Below are 25,570 nucleotides of genomic sequence, written 5' to 3' on the forward strand. Positions count from 1 at the left end.
ATGAATAATGAAGCTTTAATAGATTCTTTCTCAGATTTTAAATCTGAAAAAAATATAGATAGAGTAAATCTTATGGCAATTCTTGAAGAATCTATACGATGTATATTAAGTAAAAAATATGATTCATCCAAAAACTATGATATTATTGTAAACCCAGATCAAGGAGATTTAGAGATTTGGAGAAATAGAATAGTAGTTAAAGATGGAGAAGTAAAAGATAAAAATAAAGAAATAACCTTTTCTAAGGCAAGGAAAATACAGCCAGATTTTGAAATAGGAGAAGAGGTTACTGAAAAAGTAGAGTTACAAACTTTAGGAAGAAGAGCAATTTTAGCTTTGAGACAAAATCTTCTTTCAAAAATTAATGAATTTGACAATACAAACATTTATAAAAAATTTAAAAATAAAATAGGAGAGATTGTAAATGTTGAAGTTTACCATATTTTACCTAGACAAATTATTACAAGAGATGAAGAGCAAAATGAAATGGTTTTACCAAAATATGAACAAATTCCAAGTGATTTTTTTAGAAAAGGAGATCCTGTAAGAGCATTAGTAAAAAAAGTAGAATGGAAAGATAATAAACCTTTTGCTATCCTTACCAGGAGGGATGAATCTTTTTTAGAAGAACTTTTTAAATTAGAAATTCCGGAAGTTTCTGATGGATTAATTACTGTAAAAAAAGTTGCAAGAATTCCAGGAGAAAAAGCTAAAATAGCTGTAAAATCTTATGATGATCGTATTGATCCAGTTGGAGCTTGTGTTGGAATGAAAGGGTCTAGAATTCACCCTATTGTCAGGGAATTAAAAAATGAAAATATAGATGTTATTAATTATACATCGAATACTCAATTGTACATAACAAGAGCTTTAAGCCCAGCAAAAATATCTATGATGGAAGTCAATGAAGAACATAAATATGTCAATGTATATGTAAAACTTGAAGAAATATCTAAAGCTATTGGGAGGGGTGGGCTAAATATTAAATTAGCTAGTCAATTAACTGGATATAAAATTCATATATTTAAAGATTTTCCTTTTGAAGATGACGTAGAATTAACAGAATTTTCTGATGAGATAGAATCAGAAATATTAGAAAAATTTCATAAAATAGGTTTAAATACTGCAAAATCTGTTTTAAATTATGGAAAAAATGATCTTAGTAAACGTACTAAACTAGAAGAAAAGATTATTAACAAAGTTGTTAATATATTAAAAAAAGAATTTGAAGAAGAATTAAACATAAATACATAAAAATTTTTGTTTTTTTCTTGCTATATTTTATTTTATATCTTAGATATATGACTACTGATAAGATCAGATTAAAAACTATATTAACTCGATTTAATATTTCTTTACAAAGAGTAGTTAGATTTCTACAAAAAAAAGGGATTGAAATAGAAAATAATCCTAATGCAAAAATAGAATATCGTATTTATAGATTTCTTGTACGAGAATTTCAAACTTATAAAGAAATACGAGACGCTTCTGAGAAAATTTTTTTGCAAAAAAAAATGGAAAAAGAAAAAATAAAAGAAGAGTTAACAAAATTAAAAAATATCACTCGTGTTAAATCAGAAAATTTGATTGAATTTAAAAAAATAAATATTGATACATTAGATAAACATGAAAAAAAAAATGACAATTCTTGTGAAAAAAAAATAGAAAATTTATCCAATAAACCAGAACATATTGATACTATCTATCAAAAATTAGATGGAGTAATGTTAACAGGTGATAGGATTGATTTATCTCAATTTGAGAAAAAAAAAACGAAACAAGAAAATTTTTTTAAAAAAAAACGTAAGAGAATTAAAAAAGAAATTTCTCTTGATGAGGTAAAAAATGTTAATAAAAAAAAACAGGGACAAGAAAGAAAAAATTCTTATGATAAAAAAATAGAAAAATTAAAAAATAAAAAAAATTCTCAAAAACAAAAACAAGCTATCACAGATGAACAAATAGAAAAACAAATTAAAGAAACTTTAGAAAAATTATCTTCAAAAAGAGTAAGATCAAAGTCTTCAAAAATTAGAAAAGAAAAACGTCAATATCAAAAAGAAAAAAGACTTCTTCAAAAAGAAACAGATAACGAGAATAAAGAAAAATTACTTAAAGTAGCAGAATTTACAACAGTAAATGAATTAGCATCTATGATGGGAGTGAATGCTACCGATGTGATTGTATCTTGTATGTCTTTAGGAATTATGGTTACTATGAATCAAAGATTAGATGCAGAAATACTAACTTTAGTAGCAGATGAGTTTGGATATAATGTAGAATTTGTTGGATTAGATTTGGAAGAAGCAATTCAAGACGATAAAGATTCAGAAGCTAATTTAAAACCAAGATCACCTATAATCACAGTAATGGGGCATGTTGATCATGGAAAAACATCTTTATTAGATTATATAAGAAATACTAACGTAATTGCTGGAGAAGCTGGTGGCATTACTCAACATATTGCAGCTTATAGTGTAGAATATTCTAATAATAAATTTATTACATTTTTAGATACTCCAGGGCATGAAGCCTTTACTGCTATGCGTGCGAGAGGAGCTCAAATAACTGATATAGCAATCATAGTAATTGCATCTGATGATCAAGTTATGCCTCAAACTAAAGAAGCTATTAGCCATGCTCAAGCAGCTAATGTGCCCATAATTTTTGTATTTAATAAAATAGATAAAAAAAATGCTAACCCTGATAAAATAAAAGAACAATTAGCTAATCTAAATTTTTTAGTAGAAGAATGGGGAGGAAAGTATACTTCTCAGGAAGTATCAGCAAAGCTTGGACATGGAGTAGATAAATTATTAGAAAAAGTCCTTCTAGTTTCAGAATTATTGGATCTTAAAGCTAACCCTAACAAACCTGCAATAGGTACTGTTATAGAAGCTTCTTTAGACAAAGGAAGAGGTTATATTACAACTTTACTTTTACAAGGAGGAACTTTAAAAGTTGGAGATTATGTATTAGCAGGAAGCCATCATGGTAAAGTAAAAAACATTTTAGATGAAAGAGGTCATTCTATTTTTTCAGCAGGGCCATCAAAACCAATAACTATCCTAGGATTAAATGGAGCACCTACTGCTGGAGATAAATTTAAAGTATTTGAGGATGAAAAAGAAGCAAAACAACTTGCTTCTAGAAGAGAACAATTACAAAGAGAACAAAATATAAGAGCTCAAAAACATCTTACACTTGATGAAGTAGGAAGGAGAATAGCATTAGGAGATTTTAAAGAATTAAAAATAATTATTAAAGGAGATGTAGACGGATCTGTTGAAGCTATAACAGATGCTCTTCAAAAATTATCTACAAAGACAATCATGGTGAATATTATTTATAAAGGAGTAGGTCAAATAACTGAATCTGATGTTTTATTAGCAAGTGCTTCTGATGCTATTATAATAGGATTTAACGTTCGTCCAAATATTAGTTCAAAAAATATAGCAAAAAAAGAAGATATAGAAATACGAACTTATTCTATTATATATGATGTCATTAATGATATTCAAGAAGCAATGGAAGGAATGTTGTCTCCTGAAGTTAGAGAAAAAATATTAGGAAATGCAGAGATAAGAGAAATATTTAAAATTCCTAAAGTTGGAACTGTAGCTGGATGTATGGTTATTGAAGGTAGGTTATCTAGACAAGCTAAAGTTAGATTAATTAGAGAAGGAATTGTTATTCACAATGGAGAATTTATATCTTTGAAACGTTTCAAAGAAGATGTAAAAGAAGTTTCTAAAGGATATGAATGTGGTTTAAGCATAAAAAATTTTAATAATCTTAAATACGGAGATATTGTAGAAGTTTATGAAGAATTATCTTCAGATAAAAATAATTAATTCTGAAATGTATAGAACACACAATTGTGGTGAATTACGCAAAAAAGATATTGGGGAAAAAGTAATTTTATCTGGATGGATCCAAAATATAAGAAATTTTGGATCTCTATTTTTTATAGATATTAGGGATTATTTTGGAATAACACAAATTATTTTGTCCAAAAGTTTGTTAACTATTTCTTTGGGAAAGGAGTTTTTAATTAGAATTAACGGAGAAGTAATTGAAAGACTCTCTAAAAATTATAATTTAAATACAGGAGAAATAGAAATAAAAGTATCTAAAATAGATATTTTAAATTCCTCTCTTCCACTTCCTTTTTCTATAATAGATAAAACTGATGGTAGTGAAGAAAATAGAATGACTCATAGATATCTTGATATAAGAAGGAATCTTATAAAAAAGAATCTTATAATGCGTCACAAAATCTTTTTAATGATACGAAATTTTCTTTCTATGAAAGGATTCATAGAAGTAGAAACTCCTGTATTAATTAATCATACATCAGAAGGTGCAAGAAGTTTTGTTGTTCCATCCAGAAATCATGTAGGTAAATTTTATGCTTTATCTCAATCCCCTCAATTATTTAAACAATTACTAATGATAGGAGGAATAGATAAGTATTTTCAAATAGTAAAATGTTTTAGAGATGAAGATGCTAGATCTGATAGACAAATAGAATTTACACAATTAGATTGTGAAATGTCATTTGTAAATGAAAATGATGTTTTAATTTTTTTTGAGTATTTTATTAAACACATATTTAATAATATAAAAAATATTAAATTAGATACTTTTCCAAAAATATCTTATTTTGATGCTATTAAAATGTATGGAACTGATAGTCCTGACATTCGTTTTGGAATGAAATTTTGTGAACTAAATGATTTAGTTCACAAAAAAGAAATTAATTATCTAATAAAACAAGAATTAATAGTTGGAATAAAAATAAAAAAATGTAAATGTTTTTATACATATGATAATATCAATTCTATATTAGATAATATAAAAAAATTAAATAACGAAAATTTTTTTTGGATAAAATATTTGCCTGATAAAACTTTTATTTATTCAAATAAAAGTTTTATCAACAAAGAAATTTGTTCTATTTTCATAGAATATTTTCAATCTAATCCTGATGATTTATTATTTATTTCTTATGGGGAAAAAAAAGATGCAAGAAATCTACTACATAAAATACGTTTGGAAATTGCTAATTGTCTTAATTTAATTAATAAAAAAATTTTCAAACCATTATGGATAAAAGATATACCTCTTTTTGAATGGGAAGAAAAAAATAATAGATATAAATCTATGCATCATCCATTTACAAGCCCAAAAGAAGAAGACTTACAATATTTAGAAAATAATCCAGAAAATGTTCGATCAAAATCCTATGACTTGGTTATAAATGGAACAGAAATTGGAAGCGGTTCTATCCGAATTTATAAGAAAAAAATACAAAATATAATATTTAAACATTTAGGATTATCTAAAAAGGAAATAGAATCAAATTTTAGTTTTTTTACAAAAGCTTTAACATATGGTGCTCCTCCTCACGGGGGGATAGCGTTTGGTTTAGATAGGTTAATAAACCTTATAGAAGGAGATGAAGATATAAAGAACTTTATTGCTTTTCCTAAAAATAATGATGGAAAGGATATAATGATAAATACTCCATCTTCTTTAGATATGGACAAATTAAAAGAATTATACTTACGTTAAATTATTTTCTTTGTATCGTAAACAAGATTCTTTATATACTGCTATTGCTGTATTTTTATTTTTCCACCCTCTTATTTTTACTTTTTTATTTTCCAAATCTTTATAAATTGAAAAAAAATGTTCTATCTCTTTTTTAGTATGCAAACCTATTTCTTTTATACTATTAATATTATTATAGTTAGGGTCAGCGATAGGAACACAAATAATTTTTTCATCTTCTCCTTTTTCGTCTAACATAGAAAATAAACCGATAGGCTTTACAGTTATTAAACACCCTGGAACAGTTGGTTCTGTTAAAAATATTAATGCATCTAATGGATCTCCATCCATAGAAAGTGTTTTAGGAATAAAACCATAATCTGTAGGATAATTAATAGTAGAATATAAAACCCTATCTAAACGGATACAATTATTTTTTTTATCAAATTCATATTTATTTCTACTACCTTTTGGTATTTCAATTAATACGTCAAAAACTATTTCCATAATCACTTTTTTATATTTTTGTATAAGAATTAAATTTTTCTAAGTATAAAGCTACTTTTTTTGCAAAACTTCCACCTAATACGCCATCTATTACGCGATGATCATAAGAATGAGATAAATATATTTTGTGTCTTATTCCAACAAAGTCTCCTTCTGGAGTTTCTATTATAGATAATTTTTTTTGTATTAAACCTATTGCCATAATAGCAACTTGAGGTTGATGTATAATTGGAGTTCCAAAAAGATTTCCAAAACTACCAATATTACTTATCGTATAAGTCCCTCCTTGAGTTTCTTCAGGTTTTAGTTTATTAGATTTAGCTCTCTTTATCAAATCATTAATGATTTTAACTAATCCCCCTAAACTATAAGAATCTGCATGTTTTATAACAGGAACGATCAAATTACCGTTAGGTAATGCAGTAGCTAATCCTATATGGATATTTCTTTTTTTTATTATGTTTGTTCCACTTACAGATATATTGATCATAGGTAGATCTTTTATAGCTTTTACTACACATTCTACAAAAACAGACATCAAAGTCAATTTTTCTCCTGTTTTTTTTTGAAAAGACTCTTTTAGATTCTCCCTCCATTTCACAATATTTGTGACATCTGCTTCAACAAAAGAAGTTACATGTGCAGAAACGTTTTTACTTCTCATCATATGTTCTGCAGTTATTTTTCGCATTCTGTCCATTTCTAAAATTTCATCATTATTCAATGATATCTTATTATTATAAATTCTACTTTTTGTAAAAGGAAAAGAAATTCTATTTTTTTTTATATAAATAAATTTTAATAGGTCTTTTTTTGTAATTCTTTCATTTTCTCCAGTTCCTTTTATAGTTTCTAATTCATAAAAACTAATTCCTTCTTTATTAGCAATGGTACGAACAAGAGGAGAATAAAAACGTTTTTTACTTTCTTCTTGTTCTTCTTTTATAGTTTTTTCTTCATAAGTAATTTCTGTATTATCTTCTGTTTCTAAAATAGCTATAGAATTTCCAACTTTAGCAACTTGGTCAGGATAAAATAATTTTTTTATTAAAATTCCATTTACAGGAGAATAAACTTCTGAATCTATTTTATCGGTAGCTATTTCTACTAAAAGTTCTTCTTTTTTTACATAATCTCCTTCTTCTTTTAACCAACGAATGATAGTAGCCTCAGCTATACTTTCACCCATGGCTGGAAGGGTCAAGTTATATTCGGCCATCTAAATTTATCGTTTTAATTATATTTGCATAATAAATAGATTTTATAATTTAATAGAAAATCCATATATAAGATCAAAAATAATAAATTCATTTTAAAAAATGAAAATTCTTTCATTGAATCAAATCAAAAAAATGGATCAATATTGTATTGATTACGAATCAATTTCTTCGATTCAATTAATGGAAAGAGCAGCAAAAAGTTGTTTTGAGTGGATTATTAATAATCTCCAATTGAAAACTGTTCCATTTATAATTTTATCAGGAAATGGTAATAATGGGGGGGATGGAGTTTGTTTAGCTAGAATGCTACACTTACATGGGGTTGATGTTATAGTTTATATATTAAATATTTCTAATAATTCATCAAAAGATTTTCTAATCAGTAAGAAAAAAGCATTAAAATATGGTGTTGAATTACGAAATATTTATGAAAAAGTTGAGTTTCCGTCATTAGATAAAAATGAAAGTTATTTAGTAGATGCAATATTTGGAATAGGTTATAATAGGATTATAAAAAATAAATATTGGAAATCTTTTTTTTATCACATAAATAATAAAAATAAATTTAAATGTGTTATATCTATAGATATTCCTTCTGGATTACTTATGGAAAAAAGTCAAAATAATTTTGAAACTATTATAAAGGCCACTCATACTTTAAGTTTTCAAACACCAAAATTACCTTTTTTGTTTCCGAGCTATGTTGATTATATTGGAAAATGGTATTTATTAGATATTGGATGGAATCATCATTTTTTACAAAAAATGAATACAAAAAATATTCTTGTTGATGAAATATATATTAATACTTTGTTGAATAATAAAAATAATAAAAGAAAAAAGTTTTCTCATAAAGGAAATTATGGGCATGGAATTATTATAGGAGGTAGTTATGGAATGATAGGAGCTGTTGCTCTTTCTGGAGAAGCTAGTCTTCGTTCCGGAATAGGAAAACTAACTATTTATGTTCCAAGTTGTGGATATCAAATAATACAAACACTTCTTCCAGAGGCTATTATAAAAACAAATAATGAAAAATATTTAAGTGAAATTATTATTAAAAATGATATAAACGCAATATGTATAGGAATGGGAATGGGAAAAAATTATAAAACTATAAAAGCTCTAGAAAATTATTTAAAAAATAAAGATAATTCCATTCCTATGATTATAGATGCTGATGCAATAAATATATTATCTGAACGGATAGAATTATTAAATTTTCTTCCAGAAAATACTATTATAACTCCACATCCAAAGGAATTTAGCAGACTATTTGGATTATGGAAAAATGAATACCATAAATTAAATATGCTTAGGAAAATTTCTAAGAAATATAAAATTTTTATTATCTTAAAAGGGGCATATTCAATTATTTCTACTCCAAAAGGAGTTATTTATTTCAATACTACTGGAAATCCAGGTATGTCTACTGCAGGAAGTGGAGATGTTCTTTCTGGAATTATCATGAGTTTTTTATCTCAGGGGTATTCTCCAAGAAAATCATGTATAATGGGAGTTTATTTACATGGATTATCTGGAGATATAGCATCAAAAAAATTTAGTCAACAATCTTTAATATCTAGAGATATAAATAAATATATAGGTGAAGCATTTAATATAATAAATAATTAATTTTTATTATTACGAATGATTATAATAATGTATAATAAAATTACTATTGTGAAAAATAGACTTATATTAAAAATATAATCTCCATGTTTTATATAAAAAGTTATTTTATTATTTATAGGTATTCTCTTATACAAAAATCCTCTTTTTCCATAAGGAAGAGAAGATAAAAATTCTCCTTTTTCATCAATAAAACAAGATACTCCTGTATTAGCTGATCTAGCTAAAAATTTTCTATTTTCAATAGCTCTTAGACGAGCATAATATAAATGTTGTTTATGTCCTTGTGAATTACTCCACCAACCATCATTTGTGATAATAACAATCAATTGAGCATTTTTTTTTAAAAATGAAGATACGTATTCTCCATAAACAGATTCATAACATATAATAGGTGCTATTTTAACTCCTGAATAAGGATGTATAAAAATATTAGGAATTTTTTGTTTTCCTAATTCTAGTGTAGTTCCCCCGAAATTAAGTAAAATATTTCCTAATATAGGAAAAAAAATTTTTTTATATGGGAAAGTCTCTACACCTGGTACTAATTTAGATTTATGATGAAATTCTATCTTTTTAGAAGGAGAAATTTGAATAATTGAATTAAAAATATCTATCCATTGTATTTTACTGGAATTTTTAAAAATGATAGGAATAGATGTTTCACTCCTATTATTTTTATTATATGAAATAAATAATTCTGCTCCTGTTATAAAAATAGTTTTTGGATATTTTTTTTTTAGATAATTTCTAAAAAAAGAAATTATATGATTTTTATTTATATTATTTATTGGAATTTTATTTCCATTTCCTGGAAATGTAGTTTCAGGAGCTATTATGATTACAGGATTTTTAGAAATTTTCTTATTTATTAAATTTTTTAAATTAAGAATTACATTTTTTGTTGATATATTATATTTTCTATAATATGGATCAATATTAGGTTGTAATATCAATATTTCTATATGTTTATTATAGTCTTTACCTTCATATTTCATATATATAAGATTTGAAATAAAAATTAGAAAAAATATTTTTCCTATGTTAAATAATAAACCATTATATAATACAAGTATATTTTTATTTTTTTTATATTTTAGAATAGATTCAGTAAATCCAATGTTTACTATCCATATCCATATAGTACCCCCTAAAGTTCCAGTATATTCATACCATTGAATCCATTCAATACGATTAGAAAATCCATTTCCTAAATTTAGCCATGGCCAAGATAATTCCCACTCTAAATGGAGTTTTTCAAACAATATCCATAAGCAAATTAATAATGTATATCCTATATTTTTACTTCTTGTATATCTCTTGAGATATGAATAAAAAGTAAAAATAATTGACATGAAAAAAGAATTAAAAAATACTGGAATTAAATAAGCCTCCAAAGCAAAAGATCCATCACTTCTTCGTGCATAAGATAACCACCATGTGGCTATAGAGTTCCATATTGAAAATGTAATAAAAGAAAACAAAAAAATGTATGAAAGAGAAAGATTAGAATTTACTTCTACATATAATAAAGGAACAAAAGCTATAAATAAATAGATAGGATTTCCATCCGTAGGCCATCCAAATCCTAATAAAAGACCTGATAAAATACTACATATGAAAAATTGAATTCTACTATTTTTTCTTTTTAATATTTCAATAATTAATAAGGCAAATAAAAAATGTGGAGCTGGCGGGAATCGAACCCGCGTCCAAACAAGAAGTTTAAAAGACTTCTACATACTTATCCAAAAATATTTTTTTCAGTTTTTATTTTAATTTTTGGATCTTAAATTATAAAAACCATAGATTCAATATTTTTATTTTAGAAAATTTTAGAATCATATATTTCCCTTATCCTTAATATTTTTTTGTATCTCTTATATCAGAAATTATAAGGAAGAATTTCCGAGAGATATTTTGCTTCTGCATTTTGCAGATAAAGCTATAATGAAATTACATTAAGCAGCAAAAGCGTATTGTTTCTCGCCGTTTATATATTTGTAATGCTTTATTTACGTGTAATACATTACATGACACGGTATGCTATCTTTTAGAACTAATCTTGCTGTCAATTCCATAATCAGCCCCTTAAAAAATATTTGTTAAATTAAAGAAAAAATTTTAAAGAAAAAATTTTAAAGAAAAAATTTTAAAGAAAAGTATTTTGGTCTGATGCATCTATTCTTATAAATAAGAACAATAAAATAGTAAAAGACCATAAAGATGACCCCCCATAACTAAAAAATGGTAATACGATTCCTATCGTAGGAAAAAGCCCCATTACCATCCCCAAATTAATAATAAAATGAACAAGAATAATATTTCCAATAGAATAACCAAATATTCTTCCAAAATGGTCTTTTTGTCTTTCAGATAAAAAATAAATACGGCTAATAAATAATAAATAAAATATAATAAAAGTTACACTCCCTACAAACCCCCATTCTTCTCCAACTGTACAAAAAATATAATCAGTGTGTTGTTCAGGTACAAATTTTCCTTTTGTTACAGTTCCTTTTTTATATCCTTTTCCAAATAATTTTCCTGAACCAATAGCTGTTTTTGAATATAATAGATTATATCCTACATTATCCCTATATTTTTTATTAAATTCATTTTTAAATAGAATATTAATTCTATCTTTATGATGTTGTTTTAAAAATTCCTTAAAGAAAAATGGCGAAATAATTGAAATAACAAAAAAATTTATGAATAAAAAAAGATAATAAAATATCTTTAATAAAGAGAGATTTTTCTTCGAAAGAATAATAATAACGAAAATAAAAAATAAAAAAAAACCTATAATCCAAAAAGATATATTTAACGAAATAATAAATAAAAAAATAGAAAACAAAAAATAAAGTATAAAATAAATAGGAAGTCCTTCTCTATACAGAGTTAAAATAAAAGAAGAAAATATTATGGAAGAGCCTGGATCTGGTTGAACAAAAATTAAAAAAGAAGGAATCATTATTATAATTAGTATGTATACTAATACTTTTTTGTTGTTTTTTATATTATTATTTTGACTTATTAAATGAGCTACCATTAAAGATGTTGATATTTTTGATAGTTCAGAAGGCTGGAAACTAATAGGACCAAAAACATACCAAGATCTTGCCCCATTAATATTTTTACCAAAGAAGAAAACTCCAATTAAAAGAAAAAATGTGAATAAGAAAAATATTGGAGTTATATATTTATAATGTGAAGGTTTAAATAAGAAAATAATTAATATAAAAATAAAACTAAAAAAAATCCATACTAATTGTTTCTCTGCTTTTTCATGTGATACAGAATATAAATTAATATTTCCAAAGAAAATCATAATGATATAAATCATCACTATTTTCCAATCAATGTTTTTTAATAATACTCTATTTCTTTTTATCAAAAGAATTTTTTTTTATTTTTGCTATAGTATTATATACTTTTTGTAATCCTGAATTCATTATTTTTTTTTCAAGATTTTTTCTATTTACATTATTTTTAATATATTTCTCTGCAATTAAACTTGCAATTGGACCTGCCCATCTAGAACCATACCCACCATTTTCTATTATGACAGAAATAGCTATTTTTGGATCTTCTACTGGTGCAAACAAAATAAAAATAGAATGATCAGGTAAAGAAATTACTTTATGATCAATTCTTATAAAATTTTGAGATGTTCCTGTTTTTCCTGCCATTCTAACGTCTGAGCATTTAAATTTTTTTCCTGTTCCAATTATAAAAACTTTTTCCATTCCATTAATAATAAATTGAAAATATTTTTTTTTTACTTTGGTAAATTTAGCTACAGTATAATTTGGATTAGATATAGGTTTATGATTTATACATTTAACAATATGTGGAGTATAAAAAAAACCTTTATTTGCTATAGCACAAACCATATTTGCTAATTGAATAGGTGTGACATTAATTTCTCCTTGTCCTATACTATTAGAAATAATAGTAATAGCATTCCATTTTGTTATTCCATATTTTTTGTTATAGTAATCACCAGAAGGGATTATTCCTTTTTCTCCTGTAGCTAAATCATTAGATAAATAATTTCCAAATCCAAAACTTTTAATAATATTACACCATTCATTAACTCCTCTTGTTAAATTTTTAGGATATTTTTCTATTACACGTTTATAAACTTGTGCAAAATAATTGTTGCAAGAAACAGCAGTTGCTGTTTCTATTCCTATAGGAATTCCATGAATACCAGAATGACAATGAATTCTTTTTTTTCCATATTTAAATCCTTTATAACAAATAAAAGTTGTATTAGTATTAACTACCCCCATTTGAAGACCAGCTAATTCCGTTAGTAATTTAAATGGTGATGCTGGTGGATAACGTGCTTGTGTAGTTCTATCAAATAAAGGATTGTCTATTGTATTTTCCATTAATTTTTGAAATTCTTTGGATCTATTTACTCCTATAAACAAATTTGGGTTATTTATAGGACTAGATACTAATGACAAAATTTCTCCATTCCTTGGATTTATAGCAACAATTCCTCCTTTTTTTTGATACATGAGTTGTTCTGCATACCTTTGTAAGGTCCAATCTATAGTGAGAGAAAGATCATTTCCACTAATAGCTTTCACATCATTTTTTCTATTATTATAACTTCCTATTATACAACCTTTTCTATCTCTTATCCAATATTTTACTCCTTTTTTCCCTCTTAAAATTTTTTCATAAGATTTTTCTACTCCTGCCCATCCAATAAAATCCCCTATTTGATAATAATTAGATTCTTTTTCTATATCTTCTGTTGTAACTTCTCCTATGTATCCTAAAACGTTAACAGAACTTTCTACTTTATAATCTCTGATAGATCTTTTCGTCCAATCAAATCCTTTATATTTATATAATTTTTCTTGTATAGATGCAAATTTATCTTTTGATATAAATGGTAAAAATACAGAAGGCAAATACTTAGAATAATCTTTTGCTTTTTCTAAATTTTTATAAAACGTGTTTTTTTTAATTCCTACAAGATTACAAAACTCAATAATATTAAAATTATCATCAATAAGTATTGGAATAACTATTAATTCATAAATAGATTTATTAAAAACTAATAAATTTTCATTTCTATCAAAAATTGATCCTCTTTCTGGAATAATAATCTCTTGCTTTATAGAGGTGTTAAAAGCATTTAAAATATATTTTTCAGTATATATCTGTATATAAAATAACCTAAATATAAAAATTACACCTATAATGGTTAATAAAATGTAAAACTTATATAGTTTTTTCAATGGTTAATCTTTTTGAAAAAAAGTATATAATACATAAAATAGCAGTAAAAATACTACTCAATATGAATCTAAATAAAATTATTTTATTAAAATAAGTTCCTTTTAATAATTGTAATATTAATAAAGAAATATAATGTGTAAAAACTAAAGAAAATATATAAAATATTTGTCTAACAATAGGCAACTTATAAATAGAAAAATTATTTTCATCAATAAAATTGTTTCCATCAAAAAATTGTAAAAATTTTAATCTTAGAAATGCAGATAAAGTAGTAGAAAAAATATGAATACCGGAAGTATTTATACAATTATCAATGATCCATCCTATAAAAAAAGATAAAATTAAAAATTTATATTTTTTATTATTATTATATGGATATACTAGAACAAATAAGATATATATATAAATAGAATAATTTCCTAAAAAAAATGAATATTTTAGTATAAATATTTGAACTATAAGAAAAAGAAAAATATAAATAAAAAAATTTATAATAGAAATCATTAATTTATTTATCAACTTGATAAAGTTGAAGTTCTTCCCATTCTTTTTTAAATAAATTTTTTACTACATAAGCACTTTCTATAGTAGAAAAATTTTCTAGTAATTTTACTTTTATAATATAATTAGCATGTTCTTGATTAAATTGATAAGAATAAACCTCACCAATTGCAATTCCTTCAGGAAAAGTTCCAGATTTTCCGTCTGTTTCTACGATATCCCCTTTTCGTATAATAGAATATTTTGGAATGTCATATAAAATTAGATATTTATAATCTACTCCATCCCAAGTAATTGTACCAAAATATTTATTTTTTTTTAATCTTGCATTCACTTTAATTTTTGGGTTTAAAAGAGATATTGCTACACTAAAATGTGGAGATGTTTTTGTGACGATTCCTGCAATTCCATTAGGAAATATAATTCCCATATCTGCTTTAATTCCATCTATACTCCCTTTATTTATTGTTATATAGTTTTCTCGTTCACTTATAGTATTATTCACAATTTTTACGGGAGTAAAAATATACTGTTGTAAATATTCTATATTTTCTCCTTTAAAATCTTGAGATATTTTTTTTATTTTATGAGATAAATTTTCGTTTCGTAATTTTTTATTTTCATTTATTAATCTTTTATTTTCAATATCTAACAAAAAATAACTACTTAATTTATGAATATAACTATAAATATTTCCAATTATTAAATTAGAAGAACCTGTATAAAAGTATTTTTTAATTTCAAAATTTGAAAATGAAAAAAAAGCAACTGTAGATTCAAGTAAAATAAATAAAATAAAAAAACGACATCTAAAAAAAAAATTAAAAAATTCACGCATAAATAAGTTCTATTTCATTAAAAACGTAAATTTATCAATATTTTTTAAAGCTACTCCTGTTCCTTTTACTACTGCTCTTAATGGATCTTCTACTAAAGAAACTGGTAATCCCGTTTTTTTTGAAATTCTTTTATCTAATCCTCTTAATAAAGATCCACCACCAGCCATATAAATTCCTGTCTTATAAATATCTGCTGCAAGTTCTGGAGGAGTCATAGAAAGAGTTTCCATAACTGCATCTTCAATTCGTAAAATTGATTTATCAAGTGCTGGAATAATTTCTTTATAAGAAAGATTCATTTCCTTAGGTTTTCCTGTTGGAAGATCCCTTCCTTGTATATGAATTTCTTTAGGTGGAGAATCAATAGTCTCCATTGCAGCTCCTATATCTATCTTTATTTTTTCTGCAGTTCTTTCTCCTATATATAAATTATACTTAGTACGAAGAAAATAAGCTATATCATTTGTAAACACATCTCCAGCTATCTTTATAGATCTTTGACATACTATACCTCCTAAAGCTATAACTCCACATTCAGTAGTACCTCCTCCTATATCAATTATCATATTACCTTCTGCTTTTGTTACTGATATCCCTGAACCTATAGCAGCCGCCATAGGCTCTTCAATAAGATAAACTTCTTTAGCATTTAGATGTTGAGCCGAATCTTTTACAGCTCTTTTTTCTACTTCTGTAATTCCAGAAGGAATACAAATAACCATTGTAAGAGATGGAGTAAAAAATTTATTATTTATTCCTGGAACTTTTTTAATGAATTCTCTTATCATTAATTCTGCTATCTGATAATCTGCAATTACTCCATCCTTTAACGGTTTATATATTTTAATATTTTCATGAGTTTTCCCTTGCATTTTTTTTGCTTCCTCTCCTACTGCTAGGACTTTTTTTGTTCTTACATCTATGGCTATTATAGAAGGTAAGTCTACAATAACTTTATTGTTATGCATAATTAAAGTATTAGCAGTTCCTAAATCTATCGCTATTTCTTGAGTAAAGAGATTTTTTATAAAATCTACTACTAATGTCATTGATATTTTTTGAAGAAAAAAGTATTTTTCTAAATAAAACTGTATATTAACGAAAATTTTTCGATTTTGCAAGAGCATCATATTTTTTTATTACAAGGAAGCAATAAAGAAAATAGAAAAAATAATTTAGAAAATTCATTATCTTTGATATCCAATAATATTGGGACTATTCTTAAAAAATCTTCTTACTTTGAAAGTCAAGCATGGAATATGAATAAAAATACATATCCATTCTATAATAGGGCTTTACATATAAAAACTAGTCTTAATCCGATGTGTCTTCTCCAAGAAATTCATAATATAGAATTTTTTATAGGAAGAGAAAATAAGAAAAAAAAAGAAGGTTATCAAGATCGAGAAATTGATATAGATATCATATTTTATGATAACATTATCATACATAGCTTAATTTTAACCATTCCACATCCTTTATTCCATTTACGTAGATTTGCTTTAGAACCTATGTGTGAAATAACTCCAAACAAAAATCATCCCATATTTAACTTTACAATTTTAGAAATATTAGGACTATGTATAGATAAATTAAAGATAAAAAAAATCAATATTTGAAATAAATTATTGATTATCATTTAGATTGAAAATAAATTTATCATTATATATTTCATTATATATTATAATAACATTATAAAAATAAAAAGATAAAAATAAAAAGTTATATAAGGATAAAAAATATATCCGATAGTAGATTACGTTTTTAAATAATAAATATTAATATAGAAGAGTGAGCAATATTCAAAATATTATCTTACAAAAGATTATCTTTTTTAAGATAAATTGGAAAACTGTAGAAAAAATTATACTCTCATGAATTTAAAAAAAATTTCAATAGAAAAAATTCCATCTTATGGGCCATATAGTACATGTGTACTTTGTGAAAAATTTTTGTTTATTTCCGGACAAATAGCTGAAAAGATAGAAAATGATATAGAAATAGAAACAAAAAATATTATGGAAAATATAGGAATTATATTATCAGAAAATAAAATTGGTTTTCAAAATATTATAAAAACCACAATTTTTGTAAAAAAATTGAATAATTTTGAAAAAATCAATAAAATTTATTCAAAATTTTTTATTAATAAAAATTACCCAGCAAGAGAAACTATTCAAGTAAATGGACTACCTAAAAATGCTAATATAGAAATATCTATGATTGCATTTATTAACAATGAATAAAATTCTTTTTCTAAAGAATTACTTCTTGATAATTTTATTATTTTTTTTATTATTTATCAACAAAGTATTTTGCAAAAATATAGAACTTATACATGTTGATTCTGTACAAAAAAATGAAAAATTTCTTTTTTTGATAGGAAAAATACATTTAAAATATAATGAATATCATATTTTTTGTGATAAAGCTATTTATTATAAAAAAATAAATAAATTTTATGGATACGGAAAAGTTAAGTTAATATCAAAAAAAAGTAAAATTTTTTCTAAAAAAATAGAATATATAAGTAGACCATCTTCTATATTACGATTTTCAGGTAGATCAAAATTATATCAAAAAAATACTAAACTATTTGCACATACCATTAACTTTTTTTTAAAAAAAAAATTATTTCAAGCTATTAATCACGTTATTTTTTATCATAATAATATAAAATTAAAAACTAATATTTTAGAATATGATTTAAAATCTAAAAAATTGTTCTATAAAAATGGAGCTTTTATTAACTATAATAAATTAAATATATATAGTAAAAAAGGAATTTTTTATGAAAATAAAAAAAAAGTAGAATTAAAAGATGGAGTTAAAATATTTGATAAAAACTATATTATATATTCCAATGCTATAGAATATTCATTCCAAAAAAAAATAATAAATTTTTATACTACTTGTATAATAAAAAAAGAAAATAATAAAAATAACTTAGATTCAAGTAATAACTTTATATCCTCTAAAAAAATGTCTTTTTTTTTACAAAAAAAAAGATTTATTTTTAGAGAAAACTATAAAATATATTATAACGGAAAAGTTTTTATAGGAAACTTTCTTATTTTTGATCAAAAAAAAAGACAAATATCATTTAATCATTTATCATTGATTAATAAAAATAATAAAAAAGAAAAATTTTATTTATTATTTAAAAAAGGATTTGGAATATTTGATTTAAATAAAAAATTTCTTTTTTTGAAAGAAGAACCAAATATTGATATAAAATATAAAAAAAGTTCAGTTTCTATTCATGCAGATGTTATAAAAATTTATGTAAAAAAAAATTTTTCATATTTAATTCATATATTATCTGTTAAAAATTTTATTTTAAATAAATATATTAAAGTAAAATGTAAATTATTAATATTTGATTCTTCAAAAAAGAAGATTAAACTTTTTGGAAATCCGGTTATTTTGATTAAAAATGAAAAATTTGATGGAAAAAACTTTTCTATTGATCTATCAAATTTAATAATAAATTAAAAAAAATTTCATATAGAAAAAATTATTTTCATTTTTAATTAAAAAAATCATTTTTTTTATCTAAAAGTTTATTCTATTTATAATTTATTAAGAATAAATATTATTTAATAAATATTATTTATAGTAGTTATTTTTCTATTTAATTTTTAATATTTTCGTATTTCATATAATAATGTCAGAAAATAATATAAAGAAAACTATATTTCATTAATTACAAAAAATTATGGAAATAGAAAATGATTTTATTAAATACCAAGCTCAAGTAAACCCTACTGCAATGAAAATTATAGTAGACCATGCTGATGGTAATTATATTTATGGAAAAAATGGGAAAAAATATTTAGATTTTGTAGCAGGAATTTCTGTAAATGTATTAGGACATGGAAATAAAAAAATAAAAAAAGCTATAAAAAAACAAGTAGATAAATATTTACATACTATGGTTTACGGAGAATTTATACAGGAAATTTGTGTAACATTATGTAAAAAAATAGCGAATATTCTTCCATTTCCTCTTGAAAATACTTATTTAGTAAATTCTGGAACTGAAGCTGTTGAAGGAGCATTAAAATTAGCTAAAGCTTATACAGGAAGAGAACAGATTATTTCTTGTAAATTATCCTATCATGGAAGTACTCAAGGGGCTATGAGTGTTATGGGAGATGAAAATAAAAAAATATACTTTCGCCCTCTTATTCCTTTAGTAAAATTTATTAACTATAATAATATAGAAGAATTATCTGATTCTATATTTGAAAAAACAGCTTGTATTATTTTAGAAACTATTCAATGTTCTTCTGGAGTAATATTACCTAATATCTCTTTTTTAAAAAAAATTAGAGATTTATGTAACTCTCAAGGAGTTTTAATGATACTTGATGAAATACAAACTGGATTTGGAAGAACAGGAAAACTTTTTGCATTTGAACATTATGGAATTATTCCCGATATATTGATAATGGGAAAAGCTATGGGTGGAGGTATGCCAATTAGTGGATTCGTGTCATCTAATAAAATTATGAAAACTTTTTGTAATACTATTCCACTGGGACATTTAACTACATTTGGAGGAAATGCTATTTCTGCTTCTGCATCTCTATGTACTTTAAATCAACTTGTAAATTCTGATTTAATTAAAAAAGTTTCAATGAAAGAAAAATTAATTAGAAAACACTTAATTCATGAAAAAATTAAAAATATTAATGGAAAAGGGTTACTTTTATCTATTGAATTGAAAAATTCAAATTATGTTAGAAAAATATTGGAATATTGTTTAAAAAATGGATTAATTTTATTTCCTTTTTTATTAAATAAAAATTCATTACGGATTTCTCCTCCATTAACCATTACAGAAAAAGAAATTTTAAAAGGATGTTCTATAATTATAGATAGTCTAAATAAAGTCAAAATAAATAATTGAGGTTTTTTATAGAATTAATTTATAATGGAAAAAATTTTCATGGATGGCAGATCCAAAAGAAAGTAAAAACCGTAGAAGGGACAATAGAATATTGTTTATCAAAATTATTAAAAAAACCTATAAATATAATAGGAGCTGGAAGGACAGATGCAGGAGTACATGCTAAACAAATGTTTGCACATTTTGATTACGAAAATCAAATTCATAGTGATTTTTTGTATAAATTAAATATATTCTTACCTAATTCTATTAGAGTAAATAATATTTTTCAAGTTAAAAATTATGTTCATGCTAGATTTGATGCTATAAGTAGAACTTATAAATATTTTTTTACATATAAAAAAAATCCATTTTATCATGATGTATGTTTGCATTATTTTTATTCATTAGATCATAAAAAGATGAATAAAGCTTCTAAAATTTTAATGGATTACAAAGACTTTAGTTTTTTTTGTAAAAAAAACTCTAGTAATAAAAATAACATATGTCATATATATCAATCTTATTGGTCATTTAAAAAAAATATTTTTTATTTTACTATTGAAGCTAATAGGTTTTTGAGATCTATGGTTAGATTTATAATTGGATCTCTTTTAGATGTAGGAAGAAAGAAAATTGATATCGATGAGTTTATTAAAATCATGCAATTTAAAAAAATAAACTACGATTATTCTAAGTCTATAGTTCCTCCATATGGCTTATTTCTTACTAAAATTCTTTACCCAGAAGACATTTTTTATGAAGAAAAAATTGAAGAATAAAAGATCTTCCTTAAAGGAACTTATTAAAATTAGTTTAAATTATAAATTTATTTTAATATCAACAATCTTTACTTCTATATTAATATCTTTTATTTCCGCTTATCGTCCAAAATTAGTTCAAAAAGCTATAGATTCTTATATTTTATATAAAGATTTCCTTGGATTAAAAAATATAATAATATTAATAATATTTCTTCTTTTTTTAGAAAGTGTATTTCATTTTGTTTTATTATACTTATCTAATATTTTAGCACAAAATGTAATTGAAAAAATTAGAATTTTGTTATTCGATAAATTCCTATATTTTAGTAGTTCTTTTTTTAATAAAACTCCTATAGGAAAATTAATTTCTCATTCTATTTCTGATATAGAAACCATAACTGTAATATTTAATGATGGAATATTACTTGTTTCAGGAGATATTTTAAGAATTATAATGATCATAATTATGATGTATACAGTACATAAAAAATTATGTTTTATTGTTTCTTTAACAATTCCTTTTATGTATTTTATTACTCGTTTTTTTCAAAAAACATTAAAAAAAACATTTCATGAAGAAAGAATGTATTCATCTCGTTTAAATAGTTTCCTTCAAGAGAATATTATAGGTATGTCTATTATACAACTTTTTCATAAAGAAAAAGAAGAATATTTAAAATTTAAATCTATTAATTATAGCTTAATGAAAGCTCATTTTAAAACCATTTTTTATTTTTCTATTTTTTTTCCAATAGTAGAATTAGTATCTGCTTTTACAATAAGCATTGTCATATTTTATGGTGGAATTTACGCTATTGGTAAAGATAATATTCAACCAGGTAAAATTATTGCTTTTATTTTTTTTATATATCTTCTTTTTCGTCCAATGCGACAAATTGCAGACCGGTTTAACATTATACAAAGAGGTATAGCTGGAATAGAAAGGATATTTTCTATATTGAATTCTGAGGAAATAATTTCTAATAATGGAAAATTATACTTAAAAAAATTAAAAGGACATATTATATTTAATAATGTTAGCTTTTCATATATGAATAATGATAAAATGGTTTTAAATAAAATTTCTTTTGAAATAAAACCAGGAGAAAAAGTAGCTATAGTAGGAGCTACTGGTTCTGGAAAATCTACAATTACACATTTAATTTCTAGGTTATATGAAATAAAAGAAGGAAAAATATTGATTGATGGACGTTTAATACAAGATATTGAATTGAAAAACTTAAGATATCATATAAGAGTAGTATCACAAGATACATTTTTATTTAATGATTCTATCATGAATAACATTACTTTAGGTGACTCATCTATTGGTATTGAAAAAGTAAAAAATATGGCAAAAAAAATAGGAATACATAATTTTATAAATTCATTACCTAACGGATATCAATATATAGTTAAAGAAAGAGGTGGGATTCTCTCCCTCGGAGAAAAACAATTAATTTCTTTTTTAAGAGTTCAAATGCATCCTTATTCAATTTTAATATTAGATGAAGCTACTGCTTCACTTAATAAGGAGTTAGAAAAAATAATATATAAAGCAACAGAGATTTTAACTAGGAAAAAAACTTCTATAATTATAACTCATAGGCTTTCTACATTAAAAAATGCAGATAAAATATTTGCAATATATAAAGGATATATTATCGAGAATGGAACTCATGATCAATTAATTAACTTAAATGGCTATTACGCAAGTTTATACAAAGAATCTTTTAAAATTATTAAGAGGAACAATTCATTCTAATATAAGTTTTATCTAATACTCCTTTTAACCAATTTTTTATTTTTTCTTTTTTCTTAATTTCTTTTACAAGATTTTCTAATATTATATAATCTTTATCTATAGATATAGGACGAGATGGTATTTCATCTAATAATTTAATAATAAAAAATATTTTTTTCCCATCTATAGTGTCTTCATAAGGATATGATATTTTACCTTTTTTTAAAAAACGACATGCTTTTTTCATATTTTTTGATAAATCATTTTCATATACGCATATATTTTCCAATATAGAAGTGTTTTGTATCTTATTTTTAGATATTTTTCCATTAAGAAGACGTTTTCTGATTAGATTTGCAAATAATTTAGTATTGTATAGCATATTTTTATCATATTTATATCTCACTAAAATATGTTTTATATCTATTTCATCTCCTATCTTATTTTCTAATTTTATCAAATGAAATCCTAATTCTGTTTCAAAAGGATCAGATATTTCTCCTTTTTTTAAATTATTAATAACATTTTTAAATTCTTCTGGAAGAAAACTTATTTTTAATTTTTTTATGAATATTTCATTTAAAGGTAAATTTCCAATATTAAAATAGTTTATTTTATTATATTTATTATAATTATTTTTAATATTATGTAGAAAATTTATAATTTTTCTCTTTTTTATATTACTAAACCTTGGAGAAAAAATTATGCAAGAAATACATAATTTCTTTGGAATAAAAAATTTTCCCTTTTTATTTTTGTTAAAAAAATCTCTTACTTCTTTAGGACTTACTTCAATATCATCTGTTTTTTTTTTATAAAAACTTCTTATGTATTGATCATTTTTAATCATATCAACTAAATCTTCATCTTCTTGAGATAAATTTATATTTCTGTTTTTTTTTATAAATTCAGAAAATAATGTTTGATACTGTAATTTTAATTCTTTATCATCTATTTTTAGATATGGATCTTTTCTTGCATAATATAACATTAATCTTTTAATGAAAATTTCATTTAAAATATTCAATTTGCAATTCTTTATAATTTCCTTGGAAAAAATAATATCATTTCCTATTATAACTGGTATTTCTCCTATTTTTTCCAATTTTTCTTTTCCTACTTTTACGATATTAGTGGAATTAGAGTAAGAAAATGCAAAAAAACTAATAAAAAAAATTATAGTATATTTTTTTATAAAACTATTTATCATAGCATAAAATATTTTTAACAAAATTAATAGAAAAATTTTCTACAACACAAATTAAAAATAATTTATATGAAAAACCTAAATTTAATAATTAAAAATATATACAAAAAATATAAAAAAAAATATGTTGTTGAAAATGTTTCTTTTCAATTATCTCAAGGAGAAATTATAGGATTAATCGGGCCTAATGGAGCAGGAAAAACAACATGTTTCTACATGATAGTAGGAGTAATTAAACCTACTAAAGGTAGAATTTTTCTTAATGAACAAGATATTACAGATTATCCAATGCATTTACGTTCTAGAAATGGAATAGGTTATTTATCTCAAGAACCATCTATTTTCAGAAAACTATCTGTAGAAGATAATATCTTATGTATATTAGAAATGCAAGATAAACATTCTAAAAAAAATAAAAAAGAAATAGCAGAAAAATTAATTAAAGAATTAGGATTACAAAATGTACGTAAAAATAGAGGAGATCTTCTATCAGGTGGAGAAAGAAGAAGAACTGAAATTGCTAGATGTTTAGCAATAAATCCTAAGTTTATTCTTTTAGACGAACCTTTTTCAGGAATAGATCCTATAACTGCAGAGGATTTGCAAAAAATTATTCATTCTCTTAAAAAAAAGAATATAGGTATTTTAATTACGGATCATAATGTCCAAGATATTTTTATGATAACTAATCATGTTTATTTAATGTTTAATGGAAAATTGCTTAAACATGGAACTACTTCAGAAATAATGGAAGATTCTGTAGTAAAAAAGATTTATTTAGGAAATCGTTTTATTAATAAAAATGTAAATGAATCATCGTTTTAAAGGACCTAAAGTAGGATTATTTCTTAATGGAGAACCCCCTTCTCTTTCTTATGAAGAAACTTTTTTTTATGAAAAAATATTTTCTGTTGATGGAGCTTTTTATTATTTAACTAAATCAGGTATTTCTATTGATTATATAATTGGAGATTTTGATTCAATATCAAAAAAAGATATTACATTAGAAAAAACTATTTTCACTTATAACCAAAAATATACAGATTTTGATAAAGCTTTAAATATTATTTATAGAAAAGGATACCTTAACATAGATGTTTGGGGTGGTAGTGGAAGAGAACAAGATCATTTTTTGGGAAATTTATCTACGGCTCTGAAATATAAAAAAAAATTATCTATCATCTTCCATGATAAATACCATTCTTATTTTTTTTCTGATAGAAAAACTGTTTTCTATCAGAAAAAAAATAAGAAAATTTCTCTTTTTCCATTTCCTTTAACAAAAGATTTAAAAACTAAAGGATTAAAATATAAAGTAAATAAAGATTATTTTAAAATAGGTAAAAAAATAGGAATAAGAAACAAAACTTGTAATAAGAAAATAGAAATATCTTACTCGGAAGGTGAATTATTGATCTTTGTAGAAAGATAAAAAAATTTT

At 23.5% G+C, this 25,570-nt stretch carries 21 protein-coding genes and 1 other RNA gene; 12 read left to right on the forward strand and 10 right to left on the reverse strand.

The genetic code is table 11. The features are described from left to right. The 3 genes from nusA to aspS are packed head-to-tail and all read left to right on the forward strand — an operon-like array spanning position 1 to position 5,577. The gene (nusA, locus tag H0H48_RS00005; protein ID WP_185871091.1) at positions 1-1,254 is read left to right on the forward strand and encodes a transcription termination factor NusA; all 1,254 of its coding nucleotides are present in this window, start codon (positions 1-3) and stop codon (positions 1,252-1,254) included. Positions 1,255-1,301: 47 nt separating this feature from the next. Continuing rightward, on the forward strand, positions 1,302-3,854 hold the full coding sequence (gene infB, locus H0H48_RS00010) for a translation initiation factor IF-2 (RefSeq protein WP_185871092.1): 2,553 nt from the start codon (positions 1,302-1,304) through the stop codon (positions 3,852-3,854). A 7-nt stretch (positions 3,855-3,861) separates the two neighbouring features. Beyond that, positions 3,862-5,577, forward strand: coding sequence for an aspartate--tRNA ligase (aspS, locus tag H0H48_RS00015; protein ID WP_185871093.1), 1,716 nt, complete (start codon positions 3,862-3,864; stop codon positions 5,575-5,577). Here aspS and H0H48_RS00020 read toward each other — a convergent pair. Both H0H48_RS00020 and H0H48_RS00025 read right to left on the reverse strand, forming a co-directional pair. After that, positions 5,569-6,063, reverse strand: coding sequence for an inorganic diphosphatase (locus H0H48_RS00020; protein WP_185871094.1), 495 nt, complete (start codon positions 6,061-6,063; stop codon positions 5,569-5,571). The genes aspS and H0H48_RS00020 overlap by 9 nt on opposite strands. Before the next feature lie 10 nt (positions 6,064-6,073). Then, a complete protein-coding gene (locus H0H48_RS00025; protein WP_185871095.1) occupies positions 6,074-7,282 on the reverse strand; it encodes a dihydrolipoamide acetyltransferase family protein in 1,209 nt (402 codons plus the stop codon). Positions 7,283-7,397: 115 nt separating this feature from the next. Here H0H48_RS00025 and H0H48_RS00030 point away from each other — a divergent pair, with 115 nt between their 5' ends. Beyond that, complete coding sequence (locus tag H0H48_RS00030; protein WP_317168613.1) at positions 7,398-8,918, forward strand: NAD(P)H-hydrate dehydratase; 1,521 nt, start codon at positions 7,398-7,400, stop codon at positions 8,916-8,918. Here H0H48_RS00030 and lnt read toward each other — a convergent pair. The 7 genes from lnt to H0H48_RS00065 all read right to left on the reverse strand — a co-directional run bounded on the left by lnt (position 8,915) and on the right by H0H48_RS00065 (position 16,569). Next, positions 8,915-10,579, reverse strand: a complete 1,665-nt coding sequence (gene lnt, locus H0H48_RS00035) for an apolipoprotein N-acyltransferase (RefSeq protein ID WP_317168621.1) — start codon at positions 10,577-10,579, stop codon at positions 8,915-8,917. The genes H0H48_RS00030 and lnt overlap by 4 nt on opposite strands. 18 nt (positions 10,580-10,597) lie before the next feature. Further along, positions 10,598-11,006: a transfer-messenger RNA gene (gene ssrA, locus H0H48_RS00040) on the reverse strand. Between the two features lie 61 nt (positions 11,007-11,067). Further along, entirely contained in the window at positions 11,068-12,312 is a 1,245-nt protein-coding gene (gene rodA / locus H0H48_RS00045) for a rod shape-determining protein RodA (protein WP_185871097.1), read from the reverse strand. After that, positions 12,296-14,179 (reverse strand): penicillin-binding protein 2, encoded by a 1,884-nt coding sequence (gene mrdA / locus H0H48_RS00050; RefSeq protein WP_185871098.1) that lies wholly within the window; start codon positions 14,177-14,179, stop codon positions 12,296-12,298. Before mrdA ends, rodA begins: the two co-directional genes overlap by 17 nt. Next, on the reverse strand, positions 14,163-14,699 hold the full coding sequence (locus H0H48_RS00055) for a hypothetical protein (protein ID WP_238785323.1): 537 nt from the start codon (positions 14,697-14,699) through the stop codon (positions 14,163-14,165). The genes mrdA and H0H48_RS00055 overlap by 17 nt, the downstream gene beginning before the upstream one ends. Next, entirely contained in the window at positions 14,689-15,519 is an 831-nt protein-coding gene (gene mreC / locus H0H48_RS00060; RefSeq protein WP_185871099.1) for a rod shape-determining protein MreC, read from the reverse strand. The genes H0H48_RS00055 and mreC overlap by 11 nt, the downstream gene beginning before the upstream one ends. 9 nt (positions 15,520-15,528) lie before the next feature. Next, positions 15,529-16,569, reverse strand: a complete 1,041-nt coding sequence (locus H0H48_RS00065) for a rod shape-determining protein (RefSeq protein WP_185871347.1) — start codon at positions 16,567-16,569, stop codon at positions 15,529-15,531. A gap of 66 nt (positions 16,570-16,635) precedes the next feature. On the opposite strand from H0H48_RS00065, the gene folK reads away from it, so the two are divergent. The 6 genes from folK (at position 16,636) to H0H48_RS00095 (ending at position 22,943) form a co-directional block, all read left to right on the forward strand. Further along, positions 16,636-17,139: a 2-amino-4-hydroxy-6-hydroxymethyldihydropteridine diphosphokinase gene (gene folK, locus H0H48_RS00070; RefSeq protein WP_185871100.1), complete on the forward strand. Its 504-nt coding sequence runs from the start codon at positions 16,636-16,638 to the stop codon at positions 17,137-17,139. A gap of 255 nt (positions 17,140-17,394) precedes the next feature. Beyond that, complete coding sequence (locus tag H0H48_RS00075; protein WP_185871101.1) at positions 17,395-17,766, forward strand: RidA family protein; 372 nt, start codon at positions 17,395-17,397, stop codon at positions 17,764-17,766. Then, entirely contained in the window at positions 17,759-19,015 is a 1,257-nt protein-coding gene (locus H0H48_RS00080) for an OstA-like protein (RefSeq protein ID WP_185871102.1), read from the forward strand. Before H0H48_RS00075 ends, H0H48_RS00080 begins: the two co-directional genes overlap by 8 nt. A gap of 223 nt (positions 19,016-19,238) precedes the next feature. After that, positions 19,239-20,435, forward strand: coding sequence for an aspartate aminotransferase family protein (locus H0H48_RS00085; protein WP_394366914.1), 1,197 nt, complete (start codon positions 19,239-19,241; stop codon positions 20,433-20,435). Beyond that, a complete protein-coding gene (gene truA, locus H0H48_RS00090; protein WP_185871103.1) occupies positions 20,432-21,196 on the forward strand; it encodes a tRNA pseudouridine(38-40) synthase TruA in 765 nt (254 codons plus the stop codon). The genes H0H48_RS00085 and truA overlap by 4 nt, the downstream gene beginning before the upstream one ends. Further along, the gene (locus tag H0H48_RS00095; protein WP_185871104.1) at positions 21,174-22,943 is read left to right on the forward strand and encodes an ABC transporter ATP-binding protein; all 1,770 of its coding nucleotides are present in this window, start codon (positions 21,174-21,176) and stop codon (positions 22,941-22,943) included. Before truA ends, H0H48_RS00095 begins: the two co-directional genes overlap by 23 nt. On the opposite strand, the gene H0H48_RS00100 is transcribed toward H0H48_RS00095, so the two are convergent. Then, entirely contained in the window at positions 22,921-24,132 is a 1,212-nt protein-coding gene (locus H0H48_RS00100) for a peptidylprolyl isomerase (protein ID WP_238785325.1), read from the reverse strand. The two genes, H0H48_RS00095 and H0H48_RS00100, sit on opposite strands and share 23 nt — an antisense overlap. Before the next feature lie 66 nt (positions 24,133-24,198). Between H0H48_RS00100 and lptB the strand changes: the two genes are divergently transcribed. Together lptB and H0H48_RS00110 are read left to right on the forward strand one after the other, a co-directional pair. Continuing rightward, positions 24,199-24,954, forward strand: coding sequence for an LPS export ABC transporter ATP-binding protein (lptB, locus tag H0H48_RS00105; protein WP_185871105.1), 756 nt, complete (start codon positions 24,199-24,201; stop codon positions 24,952-24,954). Next, positions 24,938-25,561: a thiamine diphosphokinase gene (locus H0H48_RS00110; protein WP_185871106.1), complete on the forward strand. Its 624-nt coding sequence runs from the start codon at positions 24,938-24,940 to the stop codon at positions 25,559-25,561. The genes lptB and H0H48_RS00110 overlap by 17 nt, the downstream gene beginning before the upstream one ends. The last annotated feature ends 9 nt before the right edge of the window (positions 25,562-25,570 follow it).

It is taken from the genome of Blattabacterium cuenoti, from assembly GCF_014252055.1.
Taxonomy (GTDB): domain Bacteria; phylum Bacteroidota; class Bacteroidia; order Flavobacteriales; family Blattabacteriaceae; genus Blattabacterium; species Blattabacterium cuenoti_D.